Raw genomic sequence first — 23,447 nt, 5'->3', positions numbered from 1 at the left:
TAGGAAATCATATCACAACCGGGTCTTCAAGTTAAGGGAGAGGTCAGGGACGCATATATGTCAGACAACGCGTGGACCAATTCTGTTATGTGTTCCTCCGTTGTCTCCCTTCCAAATGATATCCGGATGAATTCTTTCCCTGCTCTCTGACTGACGCCCATACTCTGAAGGGTCTTGGGTAAGTCGTGTGAACTGGCACCGCATGCACTGCCCGTTGAGATCCCCATTCCGCGCCTGTTGCATTCAAGCATAAGCCACTGACCTTCAAGGCCATGGATGCCAAGACCGATGACATGCGGCAGCTGGGCATGTGCAGGCCCTTCATAAAGAGTGTACCGGCCGGGCAGCTGTTCTTTCAGTCCTTTTAAGAAATGAGTTCTCAACCCCATGTAATGAGACGTTGCCAAGGAACGGTAGCATAGATCAGCGGCTGTCACAAATCCCGCTATCCCCGGAAGATTCACCGTTCCCCCCCTGAAGCCGTCTTCATGGGTTTGTCCCGGTATCATGGGGGTGATGTCGAGGCTAGGATTGATATAACATGCGCCGGCACCTTTGGGACCGTAAATCTTATGGGATGAAAGGGTGAAGCTGTCGACCTTGGACGTAAATTCCGTGACGTCCATTTTTCCGAATGATTGAACCATATCGCTGTGAAAAAGGATATGACGATGTTTCAGTAGATCATGGATGGCATGGAGTGGCTGGATCGTTCCAATCTCCCCATTGACGTGCCCGATGCTCACGACGGTCGTCTGTTCTGTAAGCGATTGTTTTAGAACAAGTAGATCGACCAGGCCTTCAGAAGTGAAAGGGATTTTCGTGACAGTAAAGCCCAGCCCCTGAAGGAAAGCGGCTGCGGAATGCAGGGAAGAATGCTCGCCTCCTCCGATGATGATGTGTTTCCCTTTTTTTTGCCTACTTAGTGCCAGGGTGACGAGGGCTAAATGGTTCCCTTCCGTCCCTCCGGAAGTAAAGTGGATCCCTTTGGAGGGGACGCCGAGCAGCCCAGCCAGTTTTTCTCTGCATCTTGAAAGGAGCTGCTCTGCTTTCCCTCCGATATCGTGAAGAGAGCTGGGGTTGCCCCAGAATTCTTCACTAACGGTCCGAAATACGTCTAAACTCTCTGCATCTACAGGAGTTGTAGCGGCATAATCAAAATAGTTCATCATGTAACCTGCCTTTAATGGGAATTGTCTGAATATATGAGTCTTGTAAAAAACTCTTGTCATTAGTTTAAATATGTGTAAATATATGTGTCAAGACACCTGTAAATAATCAGGAGGGTTTTTGATGGAAAAAGCCGATATAATCATCGTAGGAAGTGGCATTGCCGCTTTGCAATTGGCACGGAGACTTCAAGATCATTATTATGTGATGATTATCACAAAGGGTGAAATCGAAAGCGGTAACTCGTATCTCGCTCAAGGCGGGATTGCGGCACCTGTAGGACTGAAGGATTCTGTCCATGCCCACATAAAGGATACATTGGAAGCAGGATGCTATCACCAGCCTGAAGACAGTGTGAAAGAGCTTATAACAGATGGAAAGAGGATCGTGGAATCCCTGGTGTATGAAGGGGTACCTTTCGATCGGAAAGAGGATGGAAGCCTTTCTCTTGGAATGGAAGGGGCCCATAGTGAACATCGAATCCTTCATAGCGGGGGGGATCAGACGGGGAAATATTTAATGAACCATTTATTGAAATCCCTTTCACAGGAAAAGGTTCGATTTGTGGAACAGGAAATGGTGTACGAACTTGTCAAAAATGACAGGGGACACTGCTGCGGGGTGAAGACAAAGGATAAAGATGACGCCATCCGCCTTTACTATGCTCCTCATATTGTCCTTGCAACAGGGGGAATCGGTGGGTTATATCCGTCTACATCCAATCATCCGTCCGTGACGGGAGATGGCATGGCCCTTGCCTTTCTTGCAGGAGCAAGACTTTCCGATATGGAATTCATTCAGTTTCATCCGACGCTCCTTTGGTCGGAGGGGAAAACATGCGGTCTGATTTCAGAGGCGGTGAGAGGAGAGGGAGCCATACTCCTGAATGACGAGGGAAAAAGGATCATGGAGGGCATCGATCCCCTCCTGGAACTCGCGCCTAGGCATATTGTGGCGGAGTGTATATACAAGGAACGACGGAAAGGAAGAAATGTGTATCTGGATATTAGTAGAATAGAAGACTTTCAAAGGAAGTTCCCTTCTATTACCGCCTTATGTATAAAACATCACATTCCAATCGGGGAAGGGAGAATCCCTGTTTCCCCTGGTTGTCATTTTATGATGGGCGGGATCGTCACGGATCGGGCAGGGAGGACCAATATTCCAGGACTTTATGCCATCGGGGAAGTGGCATGCAGCGGCATCCACGGAGCAAATCGTTTGGCGAGTAATTCCCTGCTGGAAGGATTGGTGTACGGGGAGCGGCTCGGTGAATATTTGAAGGGGAGTGGAGCCTTATTCTCCGCACATGAGCATTCCCCATTGGACCGGATTGAGGAAGGGGACCCATTATCGATTCCTTTTCATGCACACGAATTAAAAGAAGGAATGATGAATCACGTCGGAATCATTCGGAGGGGGGAAGGCTTATCCGCTCATTTGAAGTGGTTAAAAGAACAGCCCCTTACCTTCTGTGAGCATATTGATTTTAATTCACGTGAAGAAATTCACTTGTATTTCATGTGGATCGTAAGCCTCCTTATTACAGAGTCTGCACTATTAAGGACTGAAAGCAGGGGAGGCCACATCCGGGCAGATTTCCCTAAGGAAGATAATGCAGGATGGTTGAAACGGAAAATGGTTCTACAAAAAAATGAAGGGCGCTTGAGGGTGGACGATCATGAACAAAATGAAACTAAAATCTATGCTTGAAACGTTTTACCAGGAAGATCTGGGTGATGGTGATCTATCGTCTGAATTCTTGTTCAGTAAAAGCGATGAAGGCTCCTTTTCACTATTTATGAAAGAACAGGGTGTTTTTTGTGGAAGAAATGTGATTGAAATCGGCTTTTCTCTTATGGATCCCAAAGTGGATGTCCAGGTATTTGCTGCCGATGGTGATTGGGTGGAAGCGGGACAATCAATTGCTGAGGTCCGTGGTCCGATGGGGGATCTCCTCCAAGGGGAAAGGGTGGTCCTCAATCTGATCCAGCGAATGAGCGGTATTGCAACGGCAACGTACCGTGCGGTTGAACAGGTGAAAGGCACCGGGGTCCGGCTGTGTGATACGCGGAAAACAACGCCAGGTCTCCGGATGCTTGAGAAGTACGCTGTAAGGACCGGGGGCGGGTTCAACCACAGAAATGGTCTTTATGATGCGGTCATGTTAAAGGATAATCACATTTCATTCGCCGGGTCGATCACCGAGGCTGTCAAGCAGGTGAAAAAGCGAATCGGTCATATGGTGAAAGTGGAAGTCGAAATTGAAACGAAGGAACAATTATTGGAAGCGATTGATGCAGGGGCAGATGTCATCATGTTCGATAACTGTACTCCGTCGACGATTAAGGAGTGGATACATCTTGTGCCGCCTCATATCGTGACGGAAGCATCTGGCGGCATCACCAGGGAGAGCCTTCATGCCTATGCGGGGTCAGGGGTTCATTATATCTCCCTCGGGTACTTGACCCATTCTGTGAAATCACTTGATATCAGTGCAAGAGTACGAATAGGAAAAGGGGTATGAACATGGGATTACTCGAAGAATTAACGAAAGAAACGAACGTCCTGCCTGAATCACTCACCAGCCTTTCGACGGAAGAGATGGAAAATAGAGTGAGGGAAATCAAGCGGCAGTTGGGAAAGAAGCTTTTTATTCCCGGGCATCATTATCAAAAAGACGAAGTGATCCAATTTGCCGACGCCGTTGGTGACTCCCTGCAGCTTGCCCAACTGTCGGCTGAGAATAAAGAAGCGGAGTTCATTGTGTTTTGCGGGGTCCATTTCATGGCTGAAACGGCAGATATCCTGACGGAGGATCATCAAGTGGTCATCTTGCCGGATATGAGGGCCGGATGTTCCATGGCGGATATGGCAGATATTTATCAGACCGAAAAGGCGTGGGGGAAGCTCATGGAGATGTTCGGTGACAGTATCATCCCCCTTACGTATGTGAATTCGACTGCAGCCATCAAAAGCTTTGTCGGAAAGAATGGGGGAGCCACGGTTACATCTTCCAATGCCCACAAAATGGTTGAATGGGCATTGGGAGAGAAACAGCGTATCCTGTTCTTGCCTGATCAGCATTTAGGACGCAATACGGCGGCTGATCTTGGTGTTTCCTTAAGTGAGATGGCCGTCTGGGATCCCATTCAAAACGAGCTTATCTATGATGGCGACATGGAAGAAGTGAAAGTGATCCTATGGAAGGGTCATTGCTCGGTGCATGAAAATTTCACTGTGAAAAATATCGAGGATATCCGTGAAAATCATCCTGATATGAAAATCATCGTTCATCCTGAATGCCGCCGGGAAGTAGTGGAGAATTCCGATTTGAATGGCAGTACAAAATATATTATAGAAACGATTGAAGGATCACCTTCCGGATCTGCCTTTGCCATCGGGACTGAGATGAATCTTGTGAAACGGCTGATCAAAGAGCATCCGGATAAACGGATCGTTTCCCTGAATCCATATATGTGCCCCTGCTTAACGATGAACCGGATCGATTTACCACATCTCCTTTGGTCGTTGGAAAAAATAATGGAACAAAATCCCGAAAATATCATCAAGGTGGATCGAGATGTTTCGAAGAATGCACTCTTTGCTTTAGACCGCATGTTGACACGTGCTTGATGCAAGCGATTATAAAAATGAACAAGCTGAAATATACCGTCCCTATCCAGGATACGGTATATTTTTTTTTCATATCTCATAAGTTTTTATGTAGATGATTAGCAATTTGCCTATCTTGTCATAGGATATATAGACTTATGCCTGAGGAGGGAAAAAGAGTGAAAATCCATATCGTTCAAAAAGGGGATACTCTTTGGAAGATCGCCAAGAAGTATGGCGTGAATTTCGAAGAATTAAAACAGATGAATGCCCAGCTTTCAAATCCCGATATGATCATGCCCGGCATGAAGATAAAAGTGCCGACTACAGGCGGAACCGTAAAGAAAGAGACACAAATCAAATACGGATCCAAAGAGATGCCGATGAAGGAGATGCCTAAAGCAGAGCATCCATTCAAAGAGCAGAAGCCTATGGCCATGCCGGTCGAAGAACCAAAGAAAGAAATGCCGAAAGAAGTACAAAAGCCTTTTGCACCAAAAATGCCGAAACCAGTCGTACCGGAAATCGATATTAACAACTATTACATGATGAATATGGCAAACATGCAAGTACAGCAGCCGAAGCAACAGGCTAAACCAATGCCAAAACCTAAATCACCGCCTAAACCTACCAACGTACTCCCTAAAGCAAAAGAACAGCCTAAGCCGATGCCAAAACCAAAGCAGGAAGCCGTAAAAGGTGTTCAAGAAGAGGAAAGCTTACAAATGCCATCACAACCACAAGGAGGGAACACCCAGCCTATGTATTATAACCCGAATAATTGCGTACCTGTCTCCCCGGTCATGCCAGGATCAGGTTTCTGTCCGCCACATGGAATGCATCCAGGAGCAGGATATGGAATGCCAATGGGCCAAGGGATGCCAATGGGCCAAGGAATGCCAATGGGTCAAGGGATGCCAATGGGTCAAGGGATGCCTATGGGACCTGGCAGTCAGGTTCAAGGTGCTCAATCGATGCCAGGAATGCAGAACATGCCGATGATGCCGCAAATGGGATATGACGAAGAGTCGTCCTCTGTTATGCCGTATATGCCACAAGGACAAATGCCGATGCAGCAGCCAATGCAGATGCCGATGCATATGCAGCAACCGATGCAAATGCCGATGCAGCAGCCGATGGGTCAGCCTTCTGGAGTAATGGGTGCATCAGAAGAGAACTACCCTTCTGTTCAAATGCCACAGCAACAGGCTCCATACATGCCGTATCCACAGAACTGCTATCCTGTCTCCCCAGTCATGCCGGGACCGGGATTCCAAGGCGGCATGCCGGGCGGGTATCCGATGGGACCTGGAGGCCAGGTACAGGGAATGATGTCTGAGGAGTCGCCTTCCATGGGCGGATATCAAATGCCGATGGGCCAACCGTCCAATGTGATGGGAGCACAGTATCAAACGCCTATGGGTCAGCCATCCAATGTGATGGGAGCAAGTGACCAGGGGGATTGCGGATGCGGTGGACCTCAATATGGTCAAATGATGCATCAACCGATGATGTCGCAGCAGATGCCTCAAGGAATGCAACAGCCATACGGCTACGGTCCGGGAATGATGGGGCAGGGAATGCCTGGTCAAGGAATGCCGATGGGACCTCAAGGTCAGGGAATGGGAATGGGCCCTCAGGGGATGCCAATGGGACCTCAAGGCCAGGGTATGCAAATGGGATCACCGGGAATGTTTGGTCCAAGAGCATTCAGCATGCCGAATTTCAATGACGATGATTTTGAGGGATAAGATGCATGCACGAGGGGACGATTATTCACATCGTCTCCTTTCTTTTTTGCAATATAAATTAAAGGATCCCGGGGCATCACTGAAAACGATTAAAGAAGGAAAATGGATGCTAAAAAGCCATGGGAGTAAATGGTTCGTCAAGCGATTTCCCAATCAATTGAAGTTCCTCCTACAGGAACGGCTGATTTCAACCCTTTTAAGGGAAAAGTTCTATCATGTCCTGCCGTTTCATCCTATTCATGAACGGGAGCTTTTATTATTTGAAGGATTCCCCATCGGTATTACGATGTGGCTGGACACGTCAAAGGCCATTCATTACGACCAGGCGGTTGACAGGGATGATGCACTGCACGTATTGAAAAAGTTTCATGCCGTTTCAAAGACCATCCATGGTTCATGGACAGAAGAGATTCCTCACTATCACTGGCTGAAGAAATGGAAAAAACGGCTGATGCAGTTTCAATATAATCTCCCCTATTTGCAGGCATTCATTCAGCCATATTACTTATATACGTATTTAGAGTGGGGGAAATGGGCACTTAAAGAATTGAAATCGGTCGGCATCCATGAACATGGGGACTGCATCACCCATGGAGATGTGGCGCATCATAATTTCTTAAGGGGAAAGAACGGGGTTGTCTATTTGATCGACTTTGATCTTATGTCACTCTCCACGGAAATAACGGACGACCTGCAATACTGCAATCGGATCTTGCCTTATTTAAATTGGTCCCTCAGTGATATCAAAGAAATGGAACACTTCCATACTTATCGCGATCATCTTATCTTTCACATCGGATTGATGTATCCATCCGATGTATTCAGGGAGTGGAACCGATTCATCAGGGAAGATCAATCGTACAAACAGCGTGTATGGGGTTATTTAACGAACTTGACGATCCAGCAATTCTCCCAGCGGATGCAATTTAATCAAGAACTGCATGGAGAAGTGAAAAGGATCAATACCCAATTGTAGGGGATGTCTCCAAACATTGACCCGAATGAAAGAGAATCTCCTTTCACAACCTAATGGTGAGCAGAAAGAATGCTCAAGTATTGGGTTGAAGGGGGAAACGTAACTTGAATAAACGATTATTCATGGTACCATTAACAGCCGTCATGACCCTGGGTCTTGCTGCTTGTAACAGTGGAGAAGAAAAAGCCCAAGACCGTTATTCAGACTCCTACGAGCCACTCGGCTTCTACTCCAACGAGGGACATGGCGGGGACAACCGGGACGAGAGGGACGGACCTCTGACTGAAATGTATGATCACTCTGCCGGAAAAGAAGGGCAGGATATCCGTCAAAAGAAACGCCAGTTCCTTCAGGTGAGGGATGAGAATGGAAACCCTAAGAACCCATCCCGGCCGCTTGCCGATTATGACAAGAACTTCTTGGCAAGGGACGCCCGTGCAAGCCATGGGGATGCGAATTATCACGGTCACCTTGATGATAATACCCGATCTGCAAGAAGATCCTATTATACAGCTTACGAAGGGGATCTGGCCGAGAAGATAGGCGATGTGACGGGGAAGGTGGAGAACGTCAGTGACGTTCGTGCCGTCGCCTATGGTTCAGACGTCCTCATAGCCATTGAGCTTGATGACCATAGTAAGATCGAGGAAACGAAAGCACGTGTAAAAGAAGCCGTGCAGCCTTATCTGAACGGGAGAACGGTTTCAGTGGTGACGGATGAAGGAACCTTCAGCCGGGTAAGAAACATCGACAATGATTTACGTGACGGCGGCCCGAGGGACGCTCTCAACTTCGACATGCATGATATGTTCCGGTCGGTAAAGGACCGCATCAACCGATAAACAAGGATGGACTACTTAAAGAGTGAGAACTCTTGGGTAGTCTTTTTTTTGCGGGTGAGGTCCGTCCCTAAAAAGTTTGGGGCAGGTTGGATATTCTTAACAGGCTTTGGTAAGACTAGTGGATAGAGCGTTACATAAATCAAGTTCGAGGTGATCACGATGACGATGAAGGTTCGAATCGTGTTTATGGTATTGTTGTTAGTCGGTGCGTTTTATTTCACGTTTTTTTATACAGAGGAAAAACAGGCTGCAGACGGCAGTTCCCTGGAGATGCTGAACGAAACCCCTGCTGAGGTTGCGTCCGCCCATACGGTCACGGTTATATTGGAACGCGTGTATCTGGACGGGGAAGTGAGCGAGGAAATCGTGCAGGAAACGATTTGGAGCATGGAAGACTTCTGGGCTGCGTATGATGACTGGCAGCTGATGGATATGACGGAAGAACAGATCGTATTCCAGAAGAAGATGGATGATATTTCGCCTCTTCTCAAGACCAATGGCTACTTCGGTATATCGGATAAGGGAGTACTGTCCATCTTTAACGGGAGACCCGGACAGGCGGAAATCATTCAATCCTTTTTCCAGATCGATGTAGGGAAGCTTGAAAGTAAGCGTCACGATGACCTCGTCAAAGGCATCCCCATTAAGTCGAAACAGGAGTATGAAGAGGTACTCGAACAATACAAACCCTATTCCGTCCCTAAATAACAGCAAAGAACCAGTGCATATGCCACTGGTTTTTTATTTTACCGTTTCCTCTGCCCAATCCCCGCATTCTTTGATAAAATAAGAACAGGTGTTTCTCTTTGGTCTCCCTTTCCCATCCCATCAAATAGTGATATGATACAATAGATTTTATATGTCTTTTTGAAGATCCTTTTCGTAAGGTTTATTGATATCTAGAGGAGCATGATGTAGTTGATTTCCGCTCCAGGTGCTCGCTTTCCGCGGGGCTGGCGGTGAGCCTCCTCGGGCTAAAGCCCTGTGGGGTCTCACCTGTCCAGCATTTCCCGCAGGAGTCGAGCACCTTCCGCTTCAATCAACTGTCTAAGCAAATGTTCTTATAGGGTGGGAAGAGGTTATTTTCATTTGAAAAAGACCTTCTAGCTCTGTCACGAAAAAACTCTTGAAAGATGGTGAGGGGAACTGCGAAGACTCCTGCGGAAAAACGGGCGTGCCGAGACCCCGGAAGCGAAGCTGAGGAGGCTCGGCCGTACGTCCGCCGGAAAGCGAAGCGGTTCCCCTCACCATCCAGCGCACTTTAATTGACAGAGCACAGGCAGATTCTATAATCAAAAACATCAATCTTTGCCAAAGTAGTCTTTTGAAAATGTAGATGAAAGACCAAGTAGTGGTATATATGGGGAGAGAATGAAATGTATGAGTATATAAAAGGGACGGTCAGTCAAGTGGGTCCCGAGTATGTTGTGGTGGAGAATAATGGGATCGGGTATCAGTTGTATACGGCGAATCCATTTGTGTATTCAAAATATCAAAATCAAGAGATTCAGATTTTTACATATCAGCATGTAAGGGAGGATCTTATCGCCCTTTACGGGTTTCTTGCCATCGAAGAGAAGCTCCTCTTTATGAAACTATTAAATGTATCGGGGATCGGGCCAAAGGGAGCCCTGGCGATTTTGGCTTCAGGTGCCCCGCAGCAGGTGATCACGGCGATCGAGGAAGAGAATGAAAGTTTCCTGACGAAGTTCCCTGGTGTAGGGAAGAAGACGGCACGTCAGATGATCCTCGATTTAAAAGGGAAGCTGCAGGATGTTGTGCCTGATTATTTCCCAAGCCTGTTCTCAGATCATGAGGAGGCGGAAGTATCCCATGGAAAGGACGAGGCATTCGATGAAGCCATCCTTGCCCTTAAAGCCCTGGGCTACTCTGAACGCGAAATCAAGAAAATCACCCCTAAATTGAAAGGGGAAGGGCATTCGTCAGATGAAATCATCCGGAAAGCCCTTCAACTTCTCTTGAAATAAGGACTGCTATGAAAGGAGGAAGTCTAAATGGAAGACAGAATCGTATCAGGAGAATCGGAATTAAATGAAGATTCCTTTGAATATTCCTTGCGTCCTCAGACAATAAAACAATATATTGGGCAAGATAAGGTCAAGCATAATCTTGAGGTTTTCATCGAAGCGGCAAAGATGCGACAGGAGACCCTGGACCATGTCCTTCTATACGGGCCGCCGGGATTAGGGAAAACGACCCTGGCGGCCGTCATTGCCAATGAGATGGGTGTGAACCTGCGCACGACCTCGGGACCGGCAATCGAAAGACCGGGAGACCTGGCCGCCGTCCTTACGGCACTCGAGCCGGGTGATGTGTTGTTCATCGATGAAATCCACCGGCTGCCCCGGGCCATCGAAGAGGTCCTTTATCCTGCAATGGAAGATTTCTGTTTGGATATCGTGATCGGGAATGGTCCAAGTGCACGGTCTGTCCGTTTGGATCTTCCGCCTTTTACACTGGTGGGGGCGACGACCCGCGCCGGTGCCTTATCGGCTCCCCTTCGAGATCGATTTGGTGTTTTATGCCGGTTGGAATATTATAATGAAGAACAGTTGAATGAAATTGTTCAGCGGACAGCGGCGATTTTAAACACAAAGATTGAAGCTACGGCTTCTGAAGAATTGGCGCGGAGATCGAGAGGGACTCCGCGTATCGCCAATCGGCTGCTCAGGAGGGTAAGGGATTTCGCCCAGGTGAAGGGGAATGGGGATATCACCACCACCCTGTCACGGGAAGCCCTTGAACTTCTCCAGGTCGATAAACTCGGTCTCGATCATATTGACCATAAGCTTCTTAAAGGAATCATCGAGCGCTTCAGGGGAGGACCCGTTGGACTTGATACGATCGCCGCAAGCATCGGGGAGGAGTCCCATACGATTGAAGATGTGTACGAACCGTACCTTTTGCAGATTGGATTCATCCAGCGTACGCCGAGAGGGAGGATCGTTACTCATCTTGTGTATGACCATTTCCAATTGGAGGTGCCGGATAATTGACAGGGCTGCCTAAATTAGTCATGATCATCGGCGCGATCATCCTCGTGATCGGCTTCCTTATGCAATTCATCAAAATAGGGAAGCTGCCGGGTGACATCATCATCAAAAAAGAAAATGCGACATTTTATTTTCCACTTATGACTTCTATTCTGATAAGTGTTATACTTTCCGTTGTCTTTTATTTCATCGGGAGATTCAAATAGGATTCATGAGTGAGATTTACATAAGCCAGGTGACGAACTGTGAAAGTAGAAGATTTTGATTTTCATTTACCAGAAGAATTGATTGCCCAGACTCCTCTTGAGAATCGTTCCGAGAGCAGGCTGATGGTATTGGATAAAGAAGATGGTTCCATGGAGCATATCCGTTTTAAACAGATCACCGAGTACCTCCAGGAAGGGGATTGTCTCGTCCTGAATGATACAAGGGTTCTGCCGGCACGTCTTTTTGGGCAGAAAGAAGATACAGGTGCCAATATTGAAGTGCTCCTTCTGAAACAGGAGGATGGTGACAAGTGGGAGACCCTTGTGAAGCCGGCAAAACGGATCCGTGTCGGAACGGAGATCGTTTTCGGTGATGGCAAATTAAGGGCAACCTGTGTGGACTTGAAGGATCACGGTGGAAGGATCCTTGAATTCCGATATGAGGGGATCTTTTACGAAGTATTGGATGAGTTGGGTGAAATGCCGCTGCCGCCGTACATTCGTGAACGATTGGAAGAACAGGACCGCTACCAGACGGTGTTTGCAAGGGAACGGGGCTCAGCGGCCGCGCCGACTGCAGGTCTCCACTTTACGGAAGAACTGTTGGAAGAGCTGAAAGAAAAAGGTGTACACATTGCTTTCATCACCCTCCATGTGGGACTCGGAACATTCAGGCCGGTTTCCGTCGAGACCATTGAAGACCATGATATGCATGCCGAATTCTATCAGGTATCGGAAGGGACCGCCCGCCTCTTGAATGAGGTAAGGGCAAATGGGGGCAAGATCATAACGGTGGGAACTACCTCCACCCGCACGCTTGAAACCATTGCATCCAAGCATGGGACGTTTGTTGAAGAAAATGGATGGACGAATATTTTCATTTATCCAGGCTATAAGTTTAAAGGGATTGATGGGCTGATCACGAACTTCCACTTACCGAAGTCGACGCTGATCATGCTGGTCAGCGCCTTTGCGGGGCAGGACAACGTGATGCATGCCTATGAAACCGCCGTTAAAGAGAAGTACCGCTTCTTCAGCTTTGGAGATGCGATGTTGATTAAATGATGACCGATTGTAAAACCCAATGGAAATTGGAAGGAGAATTCCCAAGTTGACAGCAATAACATATGAACACATTAAAACATGTAAACAAACCGGTGCCAGACTGGGCCGCGTCCATACGCCACACGGTTCATTCGAAACGCCTGCCTTCATGCCGGTGGGCACCATGGCAACTGTAAAAACGATGTCCCCGGAGGATCTGAAATCCATGGAATCCGGAATCATCCTAAGTAATACGTATCATCTATGGTTACGTCCAGGTCATGAGATCATAAGGGAAGCTGGCGGCCTTCATAAATTCATGAACTGGGATCGCGCCATCCTGACCGATTCAGGCGGCTTCCAAGTGTTCAGCTTGAGTAAGCTACGCCAAATTGAAGAAGAAGGAGTCCATTTCCGTCATCACTTGAACGGGGATAAACTTTTCCTAAGCCCGGAGAAAGCGATGGAGATTCAGAATGCCCTCGGCTCTGATATCATGATGGCATTCGATGAATGTCCACCGTATCCTGCGGAATATGAGTATATGAAGAGTTCAGTGGAACGGACCACGCGTTGGGCAGAGCGATGCCTGGAAGCTCATCAGCGGCCGCATGATCAAGGATTATTCGGCATCGTCCAAGGTGGGGAATACGAAGAGCTTCGTAAGCAAAGTGCCCGTGACCTTGTATCCATGGATTTCCCTGGATACGCCGTCGGTGGACTTTCTGTCGGGGAGCCTAAGGACGTCATGAATCGCGTGCTTGAATTCACAACGCCACATCTTCCTACGGATAAGCCCCGTTACCTGATGGGCGTCGGATCTCCGGATTCACTGATCGATGGTTCGATTCGCGGAATCGATATGTTCGATTGTGTCCTTCCGACCCGTATCGCCCGTAACGGAACGCTAATGACAAGTGAAGGCCGTCTGGTCGTGAAAAACGCTAAATACGCAAGGGATTTCAGACCTATCGATGAGAATTGCGACTGCTATACGTGTAAAAATTATAGCCGTGCCTATATCCGTCATTTGATCAAATGTGACGAAACGTTCGGAATTCGCCTTACGACTTATCATAATCTTCATTTTCTGTTAAAATTGATGGAGCAAGTCAGACAAGCGATTCGTGAAGATCGTCTAGGAGACTTTAGGGAAGAATTTTTCGAGCAGTACGGCTTCAACCGACCTGATGCGAAAAACTTCTAAAAAAGCATGCTATAAATAAATCATTGAAAGGAGGGGAAAAAGAATGGGAGGAAGTTTAGGAACAATACTACCTTTGATATTAATGTTCGTACTGTTTTACTTTTTACTGATCCGACCTCAGCAAAAGCGTCAAAAAGCGATCTCAAAAATGCAAAATGAGCTTGCGAAGGGTGATAGAATCATCACGATTGGCGGTTTACACGGATCAATCGATGCTATCGAAGAAGGTAAAGTAGTCATCCTGTGTGGTGACGGAAGCCGTCTTACATATGATCGTAATGCGATCAGGGAAGTCATCAGAGCCGAGCAGGTATAATAAAAAAAGGGTTTCTCTCCATGTGCCGAGGCACGTGGAAGAGGGACCCTTTTTTAGTATGGAGATGGCCTAACTCTCCCTCGGACCGCCACTCATGTTGACACCAAGGATTCCCCCCATCATGGCGGTCAGGATGTAACAGCCGTGATAGATGAGCTGTTCCATTGAAAACAGGCTGTCGTATCCCAGGTATTGAAATAAGAAAATGACGAGGGTATAAATGAGCCCTGTCGAACCTCCAAGCACCCAGCCTTTTGTCTTTCCTTTTCCACCTGACATAAATCCACCAACAAATAAAGAAAGAAATGAAACGATCGTGACAAACAGCGTGATGGAGCTTTCAGTAAGTTCGGTAAACCGGAGAAGCAATGAGAATAATAAACTTGCGGCAATCGCTATGACAAATATGGTGGTCGTCCCGTAAAGGACGGCACCACCCATTTTTTTCGCTTCTATGACGGTCCTCTCCCTTCTCAATCGATAATTTTATTCCGTGTTAGTACAAGCATATTCATGGCAATGGTAAAAAAGACTAGAAATTTTATGTGGTCAAGCCTCATAGACTAGTATGAAACTTCCTGGAAATGGAGGGGCTGTGACCATGTCTCCGATGATGGTATTGATTGTGTTCGTTTCGGTTTACATCCTATTGATGTCAGAGAAATGGAATCGCGTCCTGGCCGCCATGGCCGGTGGGGTCGCCATGCTCCTGATAGGGGCTTTTCCCATCGAAAAGGCGCTATTTACGTATATCGACTGGAAAACCATCACGCTTCTGTTTTCCATGATGCTGATTGTCACCATCACCAGCAAAACCGGGATATTTGAATTTATTGCCATCCGGATCGCCCAATGGGTGAACGGGAACGGGCTCGCGCTCCTGGTCCTGTTTTCCTCCCTGGCGGCGGTGGGTTCCGCGTTTTTGGCAAACGTGACGATCGCTATGCTGCTCGTTCCGATCTTGTTCAAATTAACCAGGGTCCTTGAACTTCCGCCCATCCCCTTTTTGATCATGACGATCCTGGCATGTAATATCGGTGGGACGGCAACCCTTATAGGTGACCCTCCAAACATGATGATCGGCCAGGCAGTAAAGCACTTTACATTCAATAGCTTCCTTGAAAACCTGTTACCGGTTGTTCTCATGGTTTACGCCGTGACGCTTTTAATCATGTGTGTGGTATACAAGGAAGTGCTCCACGTGAAAGAAGACAGGAAACTGCTTTTGAAAGGGATCAAGCCCGAGGAATATTTAAAGAGGGACAGCGGGCTCTTTCAGTCTTTATTTGTACTTGCTCTCGTATTGGTGGGCTTTTCCGTGTATCCGGTGTTCCATCTGGATGTGACGACGGTATCCCTTGCCGGTGCAGTTCTCCTTATGCTGCTCCTCGAGAAAATTCATCCTCCGGAAAAGATTTTGAGAGAGGTGGAATGGGGGACACTCTTTTTCTTTATGGGCTTATTCCTCCTGGTCGGAGGGATTGAAGAGGCAGGATTCATAGATGAAATCGCACGTGAAATACTGCGGGCGACGGATGGGGATATGAAGAAGACGGCCTTTGTGATCCTGTGGGGAACAGGTTTATTGTCAGCTGTAGTAGATAATATTCCGTTTGTGGCAGCCATGATTCCGGTCATTCAGGAATTCGGTGAATTCGGGATGGTCAATATGGATCCCTTATGGTGGTCATTGGCCCTGGGTGCATGCCTTGGTGGGAATGGTACACTTCTCGGCTCTTCTTCCAATCTGGTCATTGCCGGACTCGCTTCAAAGGAAAATGTACATATCAAATTTCACCAGTACTTACTGATTGGTGTTCCCGTTACCGTCATTTCCCTTGCTGTATCCACCATATACGTTTACTTTAAATACATCCGGCCATTCATGGGTGGATAAAAATTCCTCCGATTTATTTTCTCCTTCTGTCGATACTACATAATGACATGTGTATGGGAGGGAAAAGTAGTGGAGGAATATTTTATCATCATTTTACGCACTCTTTTTCTTTACGTAATGATCATTTTCATTTTTAGAATCATGGGGAAAAGGGAAATCGGGGAACTGAGCATCCTGGATCTGGTCGTATTCATGATGATTGCCGAGATGGCGGTCATGGCTATCGAAGAACCGGAGGATCCCATCATTCATACAGTGCTGCCCATGGGGATCATCGTCCTCGTCCAAATCCTGTTTGCATGGTTTTCCCTCAGATCTAAGTCTTTCCGGGAATTATTGGACGGAAAACCCACAGTCATTATCCATAACGGAAAAATCGACGACCAAGCCATGAAGAAACAGCGTTACAATTATGATGATCTGCTCCTTCAATTAAGGGAAAAGGATATTTTCAATCTGGCAGATGTCGAATTTGCGATATTGGAGCCATCGGGAAAACTATCTGTCCTGCAGAAAGACAAAAAGACTCCGCATTCCCTGACACTGCCCCTGATCCTCGATGGACAAGTCCAAACCACCCATCTCGATATGATCGGAAAAACGTCCTTCTGGCTACGGAAAGAACTGAGAGAACGCGGATTCAAAAACGTACAGGAAATCTCCTTCTGCAGCTTCCAAAACGGACAATTTTACATTGATGAAAAAAACAAATAATCTTTGAGAAATGATCTGATTATAATGGTGGACCGTTCCTTTCCGCTGCAGGCACAAGACTCGCGCGGGGAGGAAGTTGAGCCTCCTCGGGCTTCAAGTGGTGTCCTACCCTTGTCCAGCTCCGGCGGCTAGCCCCTTGAGGTCATAAGCTAAATGGTCCAAGAAGGCAAAAAACGCCTTCCCGGCCATTTAGCTTATGCTTGTCGGGGCAGAGCAAGCCGCCTCCGCTTTTCGCTATTTCCCACAGGAGTCAAATGCCTTCCGCTTCATTCCATTCTTTGCTATTACAAGCGTCATTCCTAAAAGGTTTGTACTTGAGTTTTCACTCTACAAAAAGTGAAGTTTTTAGCGATATTTTATTTTTTGGTGATTTGAAAAATCTTTTTGAATATTAATCAGGTTGTTTGCTAACCTTCTAGTTCTTATTTAATTTCTGTGTAAGGATACATGCTCCGTAAGTTGATTGGAGCGGAAGGATGCTCGACTCCTGCGGGAATTGCTGGACAGGTGAGACCCCGGAGGCGTAGCCGAGGAGGCTCACCGCCAGCCCCGCGGAAAGCGAGCATCCTGGAGTGGAAATCAACTTTCTGCTTACTTTTGAAAAATGAAGCAATACCGATTACGAAAGTGACTCCAATAAAAAAACTCCTCAACAAAATGTTAAGGAGTTTTTTTATTTGGGGAGACTATGGAGTGATGAATCGCCGGATGAATGGGATCCTGGCAAGGTCGTTTTTCACGATGAGTTTAAGGGTGATGGAGAGCACGGTATAAAGGGCCGTACAGGTAATGACCCCGAATAGCAATCTGAATACGGTGGACTGACCATCAAATAAGTAAAGATAAGAAAAGTGACCCCATACTCCGGTTACCAACAGAACTAACACCGTCTTTACATAATCCCGGGCATAAATCGTCATCGGAATATATTTCAGGATGGTCATGAAATGAAGCAGGGTCACGAGCAGGAACCCGGTGACGATCCCGAGAGCCGCCCCGTTGATGCCAAAAGCCGGCTGTGAAGCGAGGACAAAGATGACGCCGGTCTTCACCACGGCCCCGATCAGGCTGTTGATCATGGCGGCCCTTGCCAGGTTCAATGCCTGGAGCACAGCCTGCAATGGCCCTTGATAGTAATAAAATAAAAAGAAAGGGGCCATGATCATCAAGAAGCCTGCCCCGTTTTCATTCCCATACATGACCTGCATGAGGGGCTTTGCATACACGTAGAGGATGACGACGGATATCCCGCCTGTGATCAAACAGAACCTGAGGGCCTGCTGAAGCCGGTGTTCGATTAAGGTGAAATTCTTTTGAGAGTTGGCTTCACTGATGGCGGGGACAAGAGATTGCGATAGTGAAAGGGTAACGAATGATGGAAGAAACAGAAGGGGAAGGGCATATCCCGTCAAGGAACCATACTGTTTCGTCGCCATCCCTGCTGCCACTCCGGCGAGGGCAAGACTGTTCGCTACCACGATCGGTTCAAAAAACCAGGCGATCGACCCGATCATCCTGCTGCCTGTCGCCGGCAGGGCCACACTCATGAGTTCGTTGAACGTTTCCCGGCCATTTCGGATCGATTTAAAGAAATTGCGACGGATCTTGAACTTCTTCTTAACTTTAAAGCTTGCAAATAAATACAGAAGGGAAGCGAGTTCCCCAAGGACAGACGCCACCATGGCAGCGGCAGCTGCGTATTCAATCCCATAAGGAAGGAAGGTTTTGGTCAATACGGCAATCAGGGTAATCCGGACCACCTGCTCGATGACTTGTGAATAGGCGGAAGGTTTCATGTTCTGTCTTCCCTGGAAATAGCCGCGGATGACCGACGAGATCGCTACGATCGGAATGATCGGGGCAATGGCCACCAATGGATAGTAGATCCGGTCATCCGTAAACAAGACGTCTGTTAAATAAGGGGCGAGCAGGATGAGGGCAGGGGTGAAGATGAGGGATAGCCCCATGGTGATGGAAAGAGAGACGACCAATATTTTTTTTACTTTCCGGATATCTCCCTTTGATTCTGCTTCGGCAACATTTTTTGAGATGGCTACAGGGAGCCCCAGTTGAGTGACGGTGATGACGAGTATGAGGGTAGGGAAAGCCATCATAAATAGGCCGACGCCTTCTTCCCCGATGAATCTGGCGACGACGATGCGGTTCACAAACCCTAATATTCTAGTTATAAAGGCGGCCATCATTAAGATCATGGTGCCTTTCAGAAATTTTGACATAAAATTCCCTGCCTTCTCAAAATTGGTATTATCGTTTACAATGATGTATATGCATAAGGGTGGACAAAGCATGACAAGTAGTGAACAATTCGGGCTGAATATAGCCCAAATGGGGTGGATGGGGAATGAAGAAAAATCAGCATCCTTACGATCGTTTTTATGAATCATTAGTACCAGCGCTTGTAAGCAAAGTAGAAGAATTTGAAATTCTTGGATACGGAAAGGCAGACGCTGACCGCCTATGGTCCTACTTAACGAAGAAGAAATGGAAGAAGCCTGAAGTGGATGTAAAGTTCTTTCAGTTAGTGAGTGATGTGTTGACGGTCAAACCCGGTGAGTATATGAGCTTTGAAACGATCGAAGCATACAGGTCTCCCAATTGGTTTGCAGAAGTGAATGAAGATGAGCTGAACGAGCTTCTTCGCCCGAATAAGAATGGAAAATAGCCCGAAAAGAAATTGACACTCATTTCTTTCTCATAGATAATGAGAAAGGTGAAGTTTTCAGGAATTATATTACTTATTGAAGCACATAGCGTATGGTTTTTTTAAAACGGCAAGGAGGATCTATACATAATGGTAAAGCGTGGCCGAATCATTGCCTTCTTTATACTTGTGGTATTGCTTGCAGGTACTATGGGAGGCACAACGAAGAGTATTGTAGATAACATTAAACTGGGATTGGACCTGCAGGGCGGATTTGAAGTTCTTTATGAAGTTCAGCCGATCAAAAAAGGCCAGGAAATCACGAAAGAGACCGTTGCCAATACAGCCGATGCACTCGACAGGCGTATCAACGTATTGGGTGTCAGTGAACCGAATATCCAAATCGAAGACGGGAACCGCATCCGTGTTCAACTGGCCGGTGTCGAAGACCAGAACGAAGCAAGGGAGATCCTCTCCACTCAAGCCAATCTGACGTTCCGTGACGTGAACGATAAAGTCCGTCTGGACGGATCGGATCTTGAGTCGGGATCTGCGAAACAAACGTTTGATGACAAGAATAATCCGATCGTTTCATTAAAATTGAAAGATCGCTCGAAATTTTATGAATTAACAAAGGAAATCTCCGCCATGGCTCCTCAGAATCAGCTCGTCATCTGGCTGGATTACGAGGAAGGAAAAGATTCATACAAAGATGAAGTAGGAAAAGAGGATCCGAAATTCATCTCTGATCCGGCGGTGAATAAGCCAATCAACTCCGATGAAGTCATCATCGAAGGGAACTTTACGGTTGAGCGTGCCCAGAATCTTGCGTCCCTCTTAAATGCCGGGGCACTTCCGGTCAAACTGGACGAGAAATATTCAACATCCGTGGGAGCGCAATTCGGTCAGCAGGCACTTGACAAGACAGTGACTGCGGGGATCATCGGGATTGCCATCATTTTCTTATTCATGATTGCGTACTACCGTTTCCCGGGACTGATCGCCACGATCACCCTTTCTGTTTATATTTACTTGATTCTGTTGATTTTCGACCTCATGAACGGGGTCCTGACCCTGCCGGGGATCGCAGCCCTCATCCTTGGGGTGGGTATGGCCGTTGATGCGAACATCATCACCTATGAACGGATCAAAGAAGAAATGCGGGTCGGGAAGCCGATACGTTCTGCATTCCAGGCAGGGAATAAATCTTCTTTCCTGACGATCCTGGATGCCAACGTAACGACCATCCTTGCAGCGGCCGTCCTCTTCTTCTATGGGACAAGTTCGGTCAAAGGATTCGCAACGATGCTGATTGTCAGTATCCTGACAAGCTTCATTACGGCGGTATGGGGTTCACGACTGTTACTCGGCCTTTGGGTGAACAGCCGTATCTTCAATAAAAAGCCGGGCTGGTTCGGTGTCAAAAAATCCGAAATCAAGGACCTGGCGGAGAACTACGATACATTGGATCTCCCTACCCGTTTTGACCGCTTTGATTTCGCTGCGCAGCGAAAGAAATTCTTTACCCTGTCAGCGGTACTCATCACGGCAGGTATCATCATCCTGGCCATTTTCAGATTAAATCTCGGAATCGACTTTGTCAGCGGATCACGGATGGAGATCCTCGCTGATCAAAGCTTGAAGACGGAACAGGTTCAGGACGAACTTAAGGAGATTAAATTGCCTTCTGACGATGTCGTCATTTCAGGCGATCAAAATAATATTGCCGTCGTCCGCTATACGGATGACCTGAATAAGGACGATATCGCGAAGTTGAAAGATCACTTCAACAAGCTCTATGGTGCCGAGCCAAGTATCAGTACCGTTTCACCTGTAATCGGGAAAGAGCTTGCGCAGAACGCCATGATCGCAGTGGCCATCGCTTCTGTCGGAATCATCATTTATGTCACGTTCCGTTTCGAATGGAGAATGGCACTGGGTGCAATCCTTGCGCTCCTGCATGATGCATTCTTTATCATTGCATTCTTCAGCTTGACCAGGCTCGAGGTGGATATCACATTCATTGCAGCCGTCCTGACGATAGTCGGTTATTCAATCAATGATACGATCGTCACCTTTGACAGGCTAAGGGAGAATCTTCATAAGAAACGCCGTTTGAAGACGGATAAGGACATTGAAGAAGTAGTGAACCAGAGTATCAGACAAACGATGGGCCGTTCAGTCAATACCGTATTGACTGTCGTGTTCACGGTCATCGCACTCATGATCTTCGGAAGTGAGTCGATCCGTAACTTCTCCATCGCTTTATTGGTCGGGTTAATCTCAGGTACCTATTCTTCCGTATTCATCGCTTCCCAGGTATGGCTCGTGATGAAGAAGAAAGAACTGAAGAAAAAAGGAACCATCAAGACTGTAAAAGAAAAGAAAACGTGGTCGGATGAACCACAAGTATAATGACGATCAAAAGGTCCGGGAAGTATTTATTCCCGGACCTGTCTTTTTGTTTTTTTACAGCATTGGGTTACACTAATAGGAGTTAAAAGGGAGGCGACTTGAATGAATCATGAGGATCGTTTTAAAAAAGCGGAATTCGCTGCCATGATCGGTGTGGTAGGCAATATCGTACTGGCGGTGATAAAGTGGGCGGCAGGCATCATGGGGAATAGCCGGGCGCTGATTGCCGATGCGGTTCACTCTGCATCGGATGTAGCAGGATCACTTGCCGTCTTTATCGGTTTACGTGCTGCCAAGCAGCCACCCGATCAGGATCATCCTTATGGTCACGGAAAGGCGGAGTCCATTGCGGCAATCATCGTGGCCGTCCTGTTGTTCCTTGTGGGGATCGAAATTGGGAAATCATCGATTGAATCCTTCTTTCACCCTCTCACCCCACCGACAGCGATTGCGATTTATGCCGTCATCTTCTCCATCATTGTGAAAGAAGCGATGTTTCAATACAAATATCGTTTGGGTAAAAGGTTAAAGAGTGATGCATTAATCGTGAATGCATACGAGCATCGTTCGGATGTATTCTCTTCCATCGCGGCACTGGTAGGGATCTCAGCTTCCATCCTTGGAGGGAAGTTCGATATCGGCTGGCTTGTTTATGCGGATCCTGTTGCAGGAATATTCGTTTCCCTGCTTGTCCTCAGGATGGCTTGGCATCTGGGGGCGGAATCCATACATACGACCCTTGATCACGTCATGCATGACGAGGATGTACTGCCTTTTCGGAAAATTGTGGAGACCGTCCCGGAAGTGAAGGAAATCAACGAGCTTCATGCAAGGGAACACGGACACTATGTGATCATCGATTTGAAGATCAGTGTCGATCCTTACATGACAGTAGAGGAAGGTCATCGTGTCGGGAAGAGAGTCAAAGAGAAGCTTCTAAAGGAATCCAATGTGAATGATGTATTCATTCATATCAATCCATTCAATCCTGCTTCTGAAGAAAGTGATGATCAAATAGACTTAACTTAAAGGGAGGGAAGTCTCATGAAGTTTCAATGGACATTATTATTGGGTATTTTCTTTGCGTTGGTGGTTTCAATATTTGCAGTCATCAACGTCGACCCGGTCACCGTCAATTATCTGTTCGGTGAATCCGACTGGCCTCTTATATTAGTTATTCTCGGATCTGTCCTGATGGGCGGTATCATCATCGGTTCCGTTGGGCTGTTCCGATTATTCGTCGTCCAGCGCAGGGTCAAATCCCTTGAAAAGGAAAATATGTTATTGAGGGAACAGACAGAGGGGATGCATAAAGAAAAGACTGAAGATATCCCGCTAAAAAAACGCGCTCCGGATTCGGTAGGGGAAGTGGGAGAATAAATGAGTCTGGTGGCTATTGCCGCCGGACTTTTTTTATTTTGACTGGGGAGTTTAATTGTATTTGGATAAATGTGTCATTTGGCTGGATTCTGTTTGATTTCGGCCGGATTTTCAACCATAATGGCTGGATAATGGGGTAAATCCGCTGAATTATTCCCGATTCCGGCTGGTTTTTCACCAAAAGCGGCTGGATTCCCACCCAGGGACATCTTGAAACCACGTTCACTCATCCTACATC

At 47.1% G+C, this 23,447-nt stretch carries 23 protein-coding genes; 19 read left to right on the top strand and 4 right to left on the bottom strand.

The window, feature by feature from the left end; all coding sequences use genetic code 11:
- Window positions 1–26: 26 nt before the first annotated feature.
- Entirely contained in the window at window positions 27–1,172 is a 1,146-nt protein-coding gene (locus M1J35_RS18205) for an IscS subfamily cysteine desulfurase (protein WP_254651874.1), read from the bottom strand.
- Window positions 1,173–1,293: 121 nt separating this feature from the next.
- On the opposite strand from M1J35_RS18205, the gene nadB reads away from it, so the two are divergent.
- From nadB to yajC, 13 genes are all read left to right on the top strand, one after another.
- On the top strand, window positions 1,294–2,883 hold the full coding sequence (gene nadB, locus M1J35_RS18200) for an L-aspartate oxidase (protein ID WP_254651873.1): 1,590 nt from the start codon (window positions 1,294–1,296) through the stop codon (window positions 2,881–2,883).
- Window positions 2,852–3,697 carry a carboxylating nicotinate-nucleotide diphosphorylase gene (gene nadC, locus M1J35_RS18195; protein WP_254651872.1) on the top strand — a complete coding sequence of 282 codons (846 nt, stop codon included), beginning with the start codon at window positions 2,852–2,854 and terminating at the stop codon, window positions 3,695–3,697. The genes nadB and nadC overlap by 32 nt, the downstream gene beginning before the upstream one ends.
- 2 nt (window positions 3,698–3,699) lie before the next feature.
- Complete coding sequence (gene nadA / locus M1J35_RS18190) at window positions 3,700–4,806, top strand: quinolinate synthase NadA (protein WP_254651871.1); 1,107 nt, start codon at window positions 3,700–3,702, stop codon at window positions 4,804–4,806.
- A 158-nt stretch (window positions 4,807–4,964) separates the two neighbouring features.
- A complete protein-coding gene (safA, locus tag M1J35_RS22765) occupies window positions 4,965–6,536 on the top strand; it encodes a SafA/ExsA family spore coat assembly protein (RefSeq protein ID WP_305882321.1) in 1,572 nt (523 codons plus the stop codon).
- Window positions 6,514–7,512: a phosphotransferase gene (locus tag M1J35_RS18180; protein ID WP_224519440.1), complete on the top strand. Its 999-nt coding sequence runs from the start codon at window positions 6,514–6,516 to the stop codon at window positions 7,510–7,512. The genes safA and M1J35_RS18180 overlap by 23 nt, the downstream gene beginning before the upstream one ends.
- Before the next feature lie 104 nt (window positions 7,513–7,616).
- On the top strand, window positions 7,617–8,354 hold the full coding sequence (locus M1J35_RS18175) for a YhcN/YlaJ family sporulation lipoprotein (RefSeq protein ID WP_224519441.1): 738 nt from the start codon (window positions 7,617–7,619) through the stop codon (window positions 8,352–8,354).
- Window positions 8,355–8,513: 159 nt separating this feature from the next.
- Entirely contained in the window at window positions 8,514–9,062 is a 549-nt protein-coding gene (locus M1J35_RS18170) for an intercompartmental signaling factor BofC (RefSeq protein ID WP_224519442.1), read from the top strand.
- 668 nt (window positions 9,063–9,730) lie between these two features.
- On the top strand, window positions 9,731–10,342 hold the full coding sequence (ruvA, locus tag M1J35_RS18165) for a Holliday junction branch migration protein RuvA (protein WP_034757251.1): 612 nt from the start codon (window positions 9,731–9,733) through the stop codon (window positions 10,340–10,342).
- A 27-nt stretch (window positions 10,343–10,369) separates the two neighbouring features.
- The gene (ruvB, locus tag M1J35_RS18160) at window positions 10,370–11,371 is read left to right on the top strand and encodes a Holliday junction branch migration DNA helicase RuvB (protein WP_061811392.1); all 1,002 of its coding nucleotides are present in this window, start codon (window positions 10,370–10,372) and stop codon (window positions 11,369–11,371) included.
- The gene (locus tag M1J35_RS18155) at window positions 11,368–11,574 is read left to right on the top strand and encodes a DUF2905 domain-containing protein (RefSeq protein ID WP_079531786.1); all 207 of its coding nucleotides are present in this window, start codon (window positions 11,368–11,370) and stop codon (window positions 11,572–11,574) included. The genes ruvB and M1J35_RS18155 overlap by 4 nt, the downstream gene beginning before the upstream one ends.
- Before the next feature lie 39 nt (window positions 11,575–11,613).
- Window positions 11,614–12,639: a tRNA preQ1(34) S-adenosylmethionine ribosyltransferase-isomerase QueA gene (gene queA / locus M1J35_RS18150; RefSeq protein ID WP_254651870.1), complete on the top strand. Its 1,026-nt coding sequence runs from the start codon at window positions 11,614–11,616 to the stop codon at window positions 12,637–12,639.
- Between the two features lie 46 nt (window positions 12,640–12,685).
- Window positions 12,686–13,825 carry a tRNA guanosine(34) transglycosylase Tgt gene (gene tgt / locus M1J35_RS18145; protein WP_254651869.1) on the top strand — a complete coding sequence of 380 codons (1,140 nt, stop codon included), beginning with the start codon at window positions 12,686–12,688 and terminating at the stop codon, window positions 13,823–13,825.
- A gap of 43 nt (window positions 13,826–13,868) precedes the next feature.
- Window positions 13,869–14,141 (top strand): preprotein translocase subunit YajC, encoded by a 273-nt coding sequence (yajC, locus tag M1J35_RS18140; protein ID WP_034757262.1) that lies wholly within the window; start codon window positions 13,869–13,871, stop codon window positions 14,139–14,141.
- 69 nt (window positions 14,142–14,210) lie between these two features.
- Here the strand turns inward: yajC and M1J35_RS18135 are convergent, their stop codons facing one another.
- A complete protein-coding gene (locus tag M1J35_RS18135) occupies window positions 14,211–14,582 on the bottom strand; it encodes a TIGR04086 family membrane protein (RefSeq protein ID WP_224519444.1) in 372 nt (123 codons plus the stop codon).
- 160 nt (window positions 14,583–14,742) lie between these two features.
- On the opposite strand from M1J35_RS18135, the gene M1J35_RS18130 reads away from it, so the two are divergent.
- Together M1J35_RS18130 and M1J35_RS18125 are read left to right on the top strand one after the other, a co-directional pair.
- Entirely contained in the window at window positions 14,743–16,038 is a 1,296-nt protein-coding gene (locus tag M1J35_RS18130; protein WP_254651868.1) for an ArsB/NhaD family transporter, read from the top strand.
- A 69-nt stretch (window positions 16,039–16,107) separates the two neighbouring features.
- Window positions 16,108–16,752: a DUF421 domain-containing protein gene (locus M1J35_RS18125; RefSeq protein ID WP_224519446.1), complete on the top strand. Its 645-nt coding sequence runs from the start codon at window positions 16,108–16,110 to the stop codon at window positions 16,750–16,752.
- A 686-nt stretch (window positions 16,753–17,438) separates the two neighbouring features.
- Here M1J35_RS18125 and spoVB read toward each other — a convergent pair.
- Entirely contained in the window at window positions 17,439–18,989 is a 1,551-nt protein-coding gene (gene spoVB / locus M1J35_RS18120; RefSeq protein WP_061811263.1) for a stage V sporulation protein B, read from the bottom strand.
- Between the two features lie 125 nt (window positions 18,990–19,114).
- Here spoVB and M1J35_RS18115 point away from each other — a divergent pair, with 125 nt between their 5' ends.
- The 4 genes from M1J35_RS18115 (at window position 19,115) to M1J35_RS18100 (ending at window position 23,209) form a co-directional block, all read left to right on the top strand.
- Window positions 19,115–19,435, top strand: a complete 321-nt coding sequence (locus M1J35_RS18115) for a post-transcriptional regulator (RefSeq protein ID WP_034757287.1) — start codon at window positions 19,115–19,117, stop codon at window positions 19,433–19,435.
- A gap of 129 nt (window positions 19,436–19,564) precedes the next feature.
- Window positions 19,565–21,829 (top strand): protein translocase subunit SecDF, encoded by a 2,265-nt coding sequence (gene secDF / locus M1J35_RS18110; protein ID WP_254651867.1) that lies wholly within the window; start codon window positions 19,565–19,567, stop codon window positions 21,827–21,829.
- Between the two features lie 102 nt (window positions 21,830–21,931).
- On the top strand, window positions 21,932–22,858 hold the full coding sequence (locus tag M1J35_RS18105) for a cation diffusion facilitator family transporter (protein ID WP_159362291.1): 927 nt from the start codon (window positions 21,932–21,934) through the stop codon (window positions 22,856–22,858).
- A 15-nt stretch (window positions 22,859–22,873) separates the two neighbouring features.
- A complete protein-coding gene (locus M1J35_RS18100; protein WP_034757294.1) occupies window positions 22,874–23,209 on the top strand; it encodes a LapA family protein in 336 nt (111 codons plus the stop codon).
- 74 nt (window positions 23,210–23,283) lie between these two features.
- On the opposite strand, the gene M1J35_RS18095 is transcribed toward M1J35_RS18100, so the two are convergent.
- Window positions 23,284–23,439: a hypothetical protein gene (locus M1J35_RS18095; protein WP_254651866.1), complete on the bottom strand. Its 156-nt coding sequence runs from the start codon at window positions 23,437–23,439 to the stop codon at window positions 23,284–23,286.
- Window positions 23,440–23,447: the final 8 nt, after the last annotated feature.

This window comes from Rossellomorea sp. KS-H15a, assembly GCF_024195245.1.
Lineage (GTDB): Bacteria > Bacillota > Bacilli > Bacillales > Bacillaceae_B > Rossellomorea > Rossellomorea vietnamensis.
The sequence above is the reverse complement of the archived record's forward strand: the minus strand, read 5'-3'. Positions and strand labels throughout refer to the sequence as shown.

Bases quoted from the DNA above. Each gene is read 5' to 3' on its own strand.
- ruvB (WP_061811392.1), top strand. From the start codon at position 10,370: ATGGAAGACAGAATCGTATCAGGAGAATCGGAATTAAATGAAGATTCC.
- M1J35_RS18135 (WP_224519444.1), bottom strand. From the start codon at position 14,582: ATGGGTGGTGCCGTCCTTTACGGGACGACCACCATATTTGTCATAGCG.
- M1J35_RS18095 (WP_254651866.1), bottom strand. From the start codon at position 23,439: ATGAGTGAACGTGGTTTCAAGATGTCCCTGGGTGGGAATCCAGCCGCT.
- yajC (WP_034757262.1), top strand. From the start codon at position 13,869: ATGGGAGGAAGTTTAGGAACAATACTACCTTTGATATTAATGTTCGTA.
- M1J35_RS18205 (WP_254651874.1), bottom strand. From the start codon at position 1,172: ATGATGAACTATTTTGATTATGCCGCTACAACTCCTGTAGATGCAGAG.
- nadA (WP_254651871.1), top strand. From the start codon at position 3,700: ATGGGATTACTCGAAGAATTAACGAAAGAAACGAACGTCCTGCCTGAA.
- secDF (WP_254651867.1), top strand. From the start codon at position 19,565: ATGGTAAAGCGTGGCCGAATCATTGCCTTCTTTATACTTGTGGTATTG.
- M1J35_RS18130 (WP_254651868.1), top strand. From the start codon at position 14,743: ATGTCTCCGATGATGGTATTGATTGTGTTCGTTTCGGTTTACATCCTA.
- M1J35_RS18100 (WP_034757294.1), top strand. From the start codon at position 22,874: ATGAAGTTTCAATGGACATTATTATTGGGTATTTTCTTTGCGTTGGTG.
- nadB (WP_254651873.1), top strand. From the start codon at position 1,294: ATGGAAAAAGCCGATATAATCATCGTAGGAAGTGGCATTGCCGCTTTG.
- nadC (WP_254651872.1), top strand. From the start codon at position 2,852: ATGAACAAAATGAAACTAAAATCTATGCTTGAAACGTTTTACCAGGAA.
- M1J35_RS18170 (WP_224519442.1), top strand. From the start codon at position 8,514: ATGACGATGAAGGTTCGAATCGTGTTTATGGTATTGTTGTTAGTCGGT.
- ruvA (WP_034757251.1), top strand. From the start codon at position 9,731: ATGTATGAGTATATAAAAGGGACGGTCAGTCAAGTGGGTCCCGAGTAT.
- M1J35_RS18115 (WP_034757287.1), top strand. From the start codon at position 19,115: ATGAAGAAAAATCAGCATCCTTACGATCGTTTTTATGAATCATTAGTA.
- spoVB (WP_061811263.1), bottom strand. From the start codon at position 18,989: ATGTCAAAATTTCTGAAAGGCACCATGATCTTAATGATGGCCGCCTTT.
- M1J35_RS18105 (WP_159362291.1), top strand. From the start codon at position 21,932: ATGAATCATGAGGATCGTTTTAAAAAAGCGGAATTCGCTGCCATGATC.
- M1J35_RS18180 (WP_224519440.1), top strand. From the start codon at position 6,514: ATGACGATGATTTTGAGGGATAAGATGCATGCACGAGGGGACGATTAT.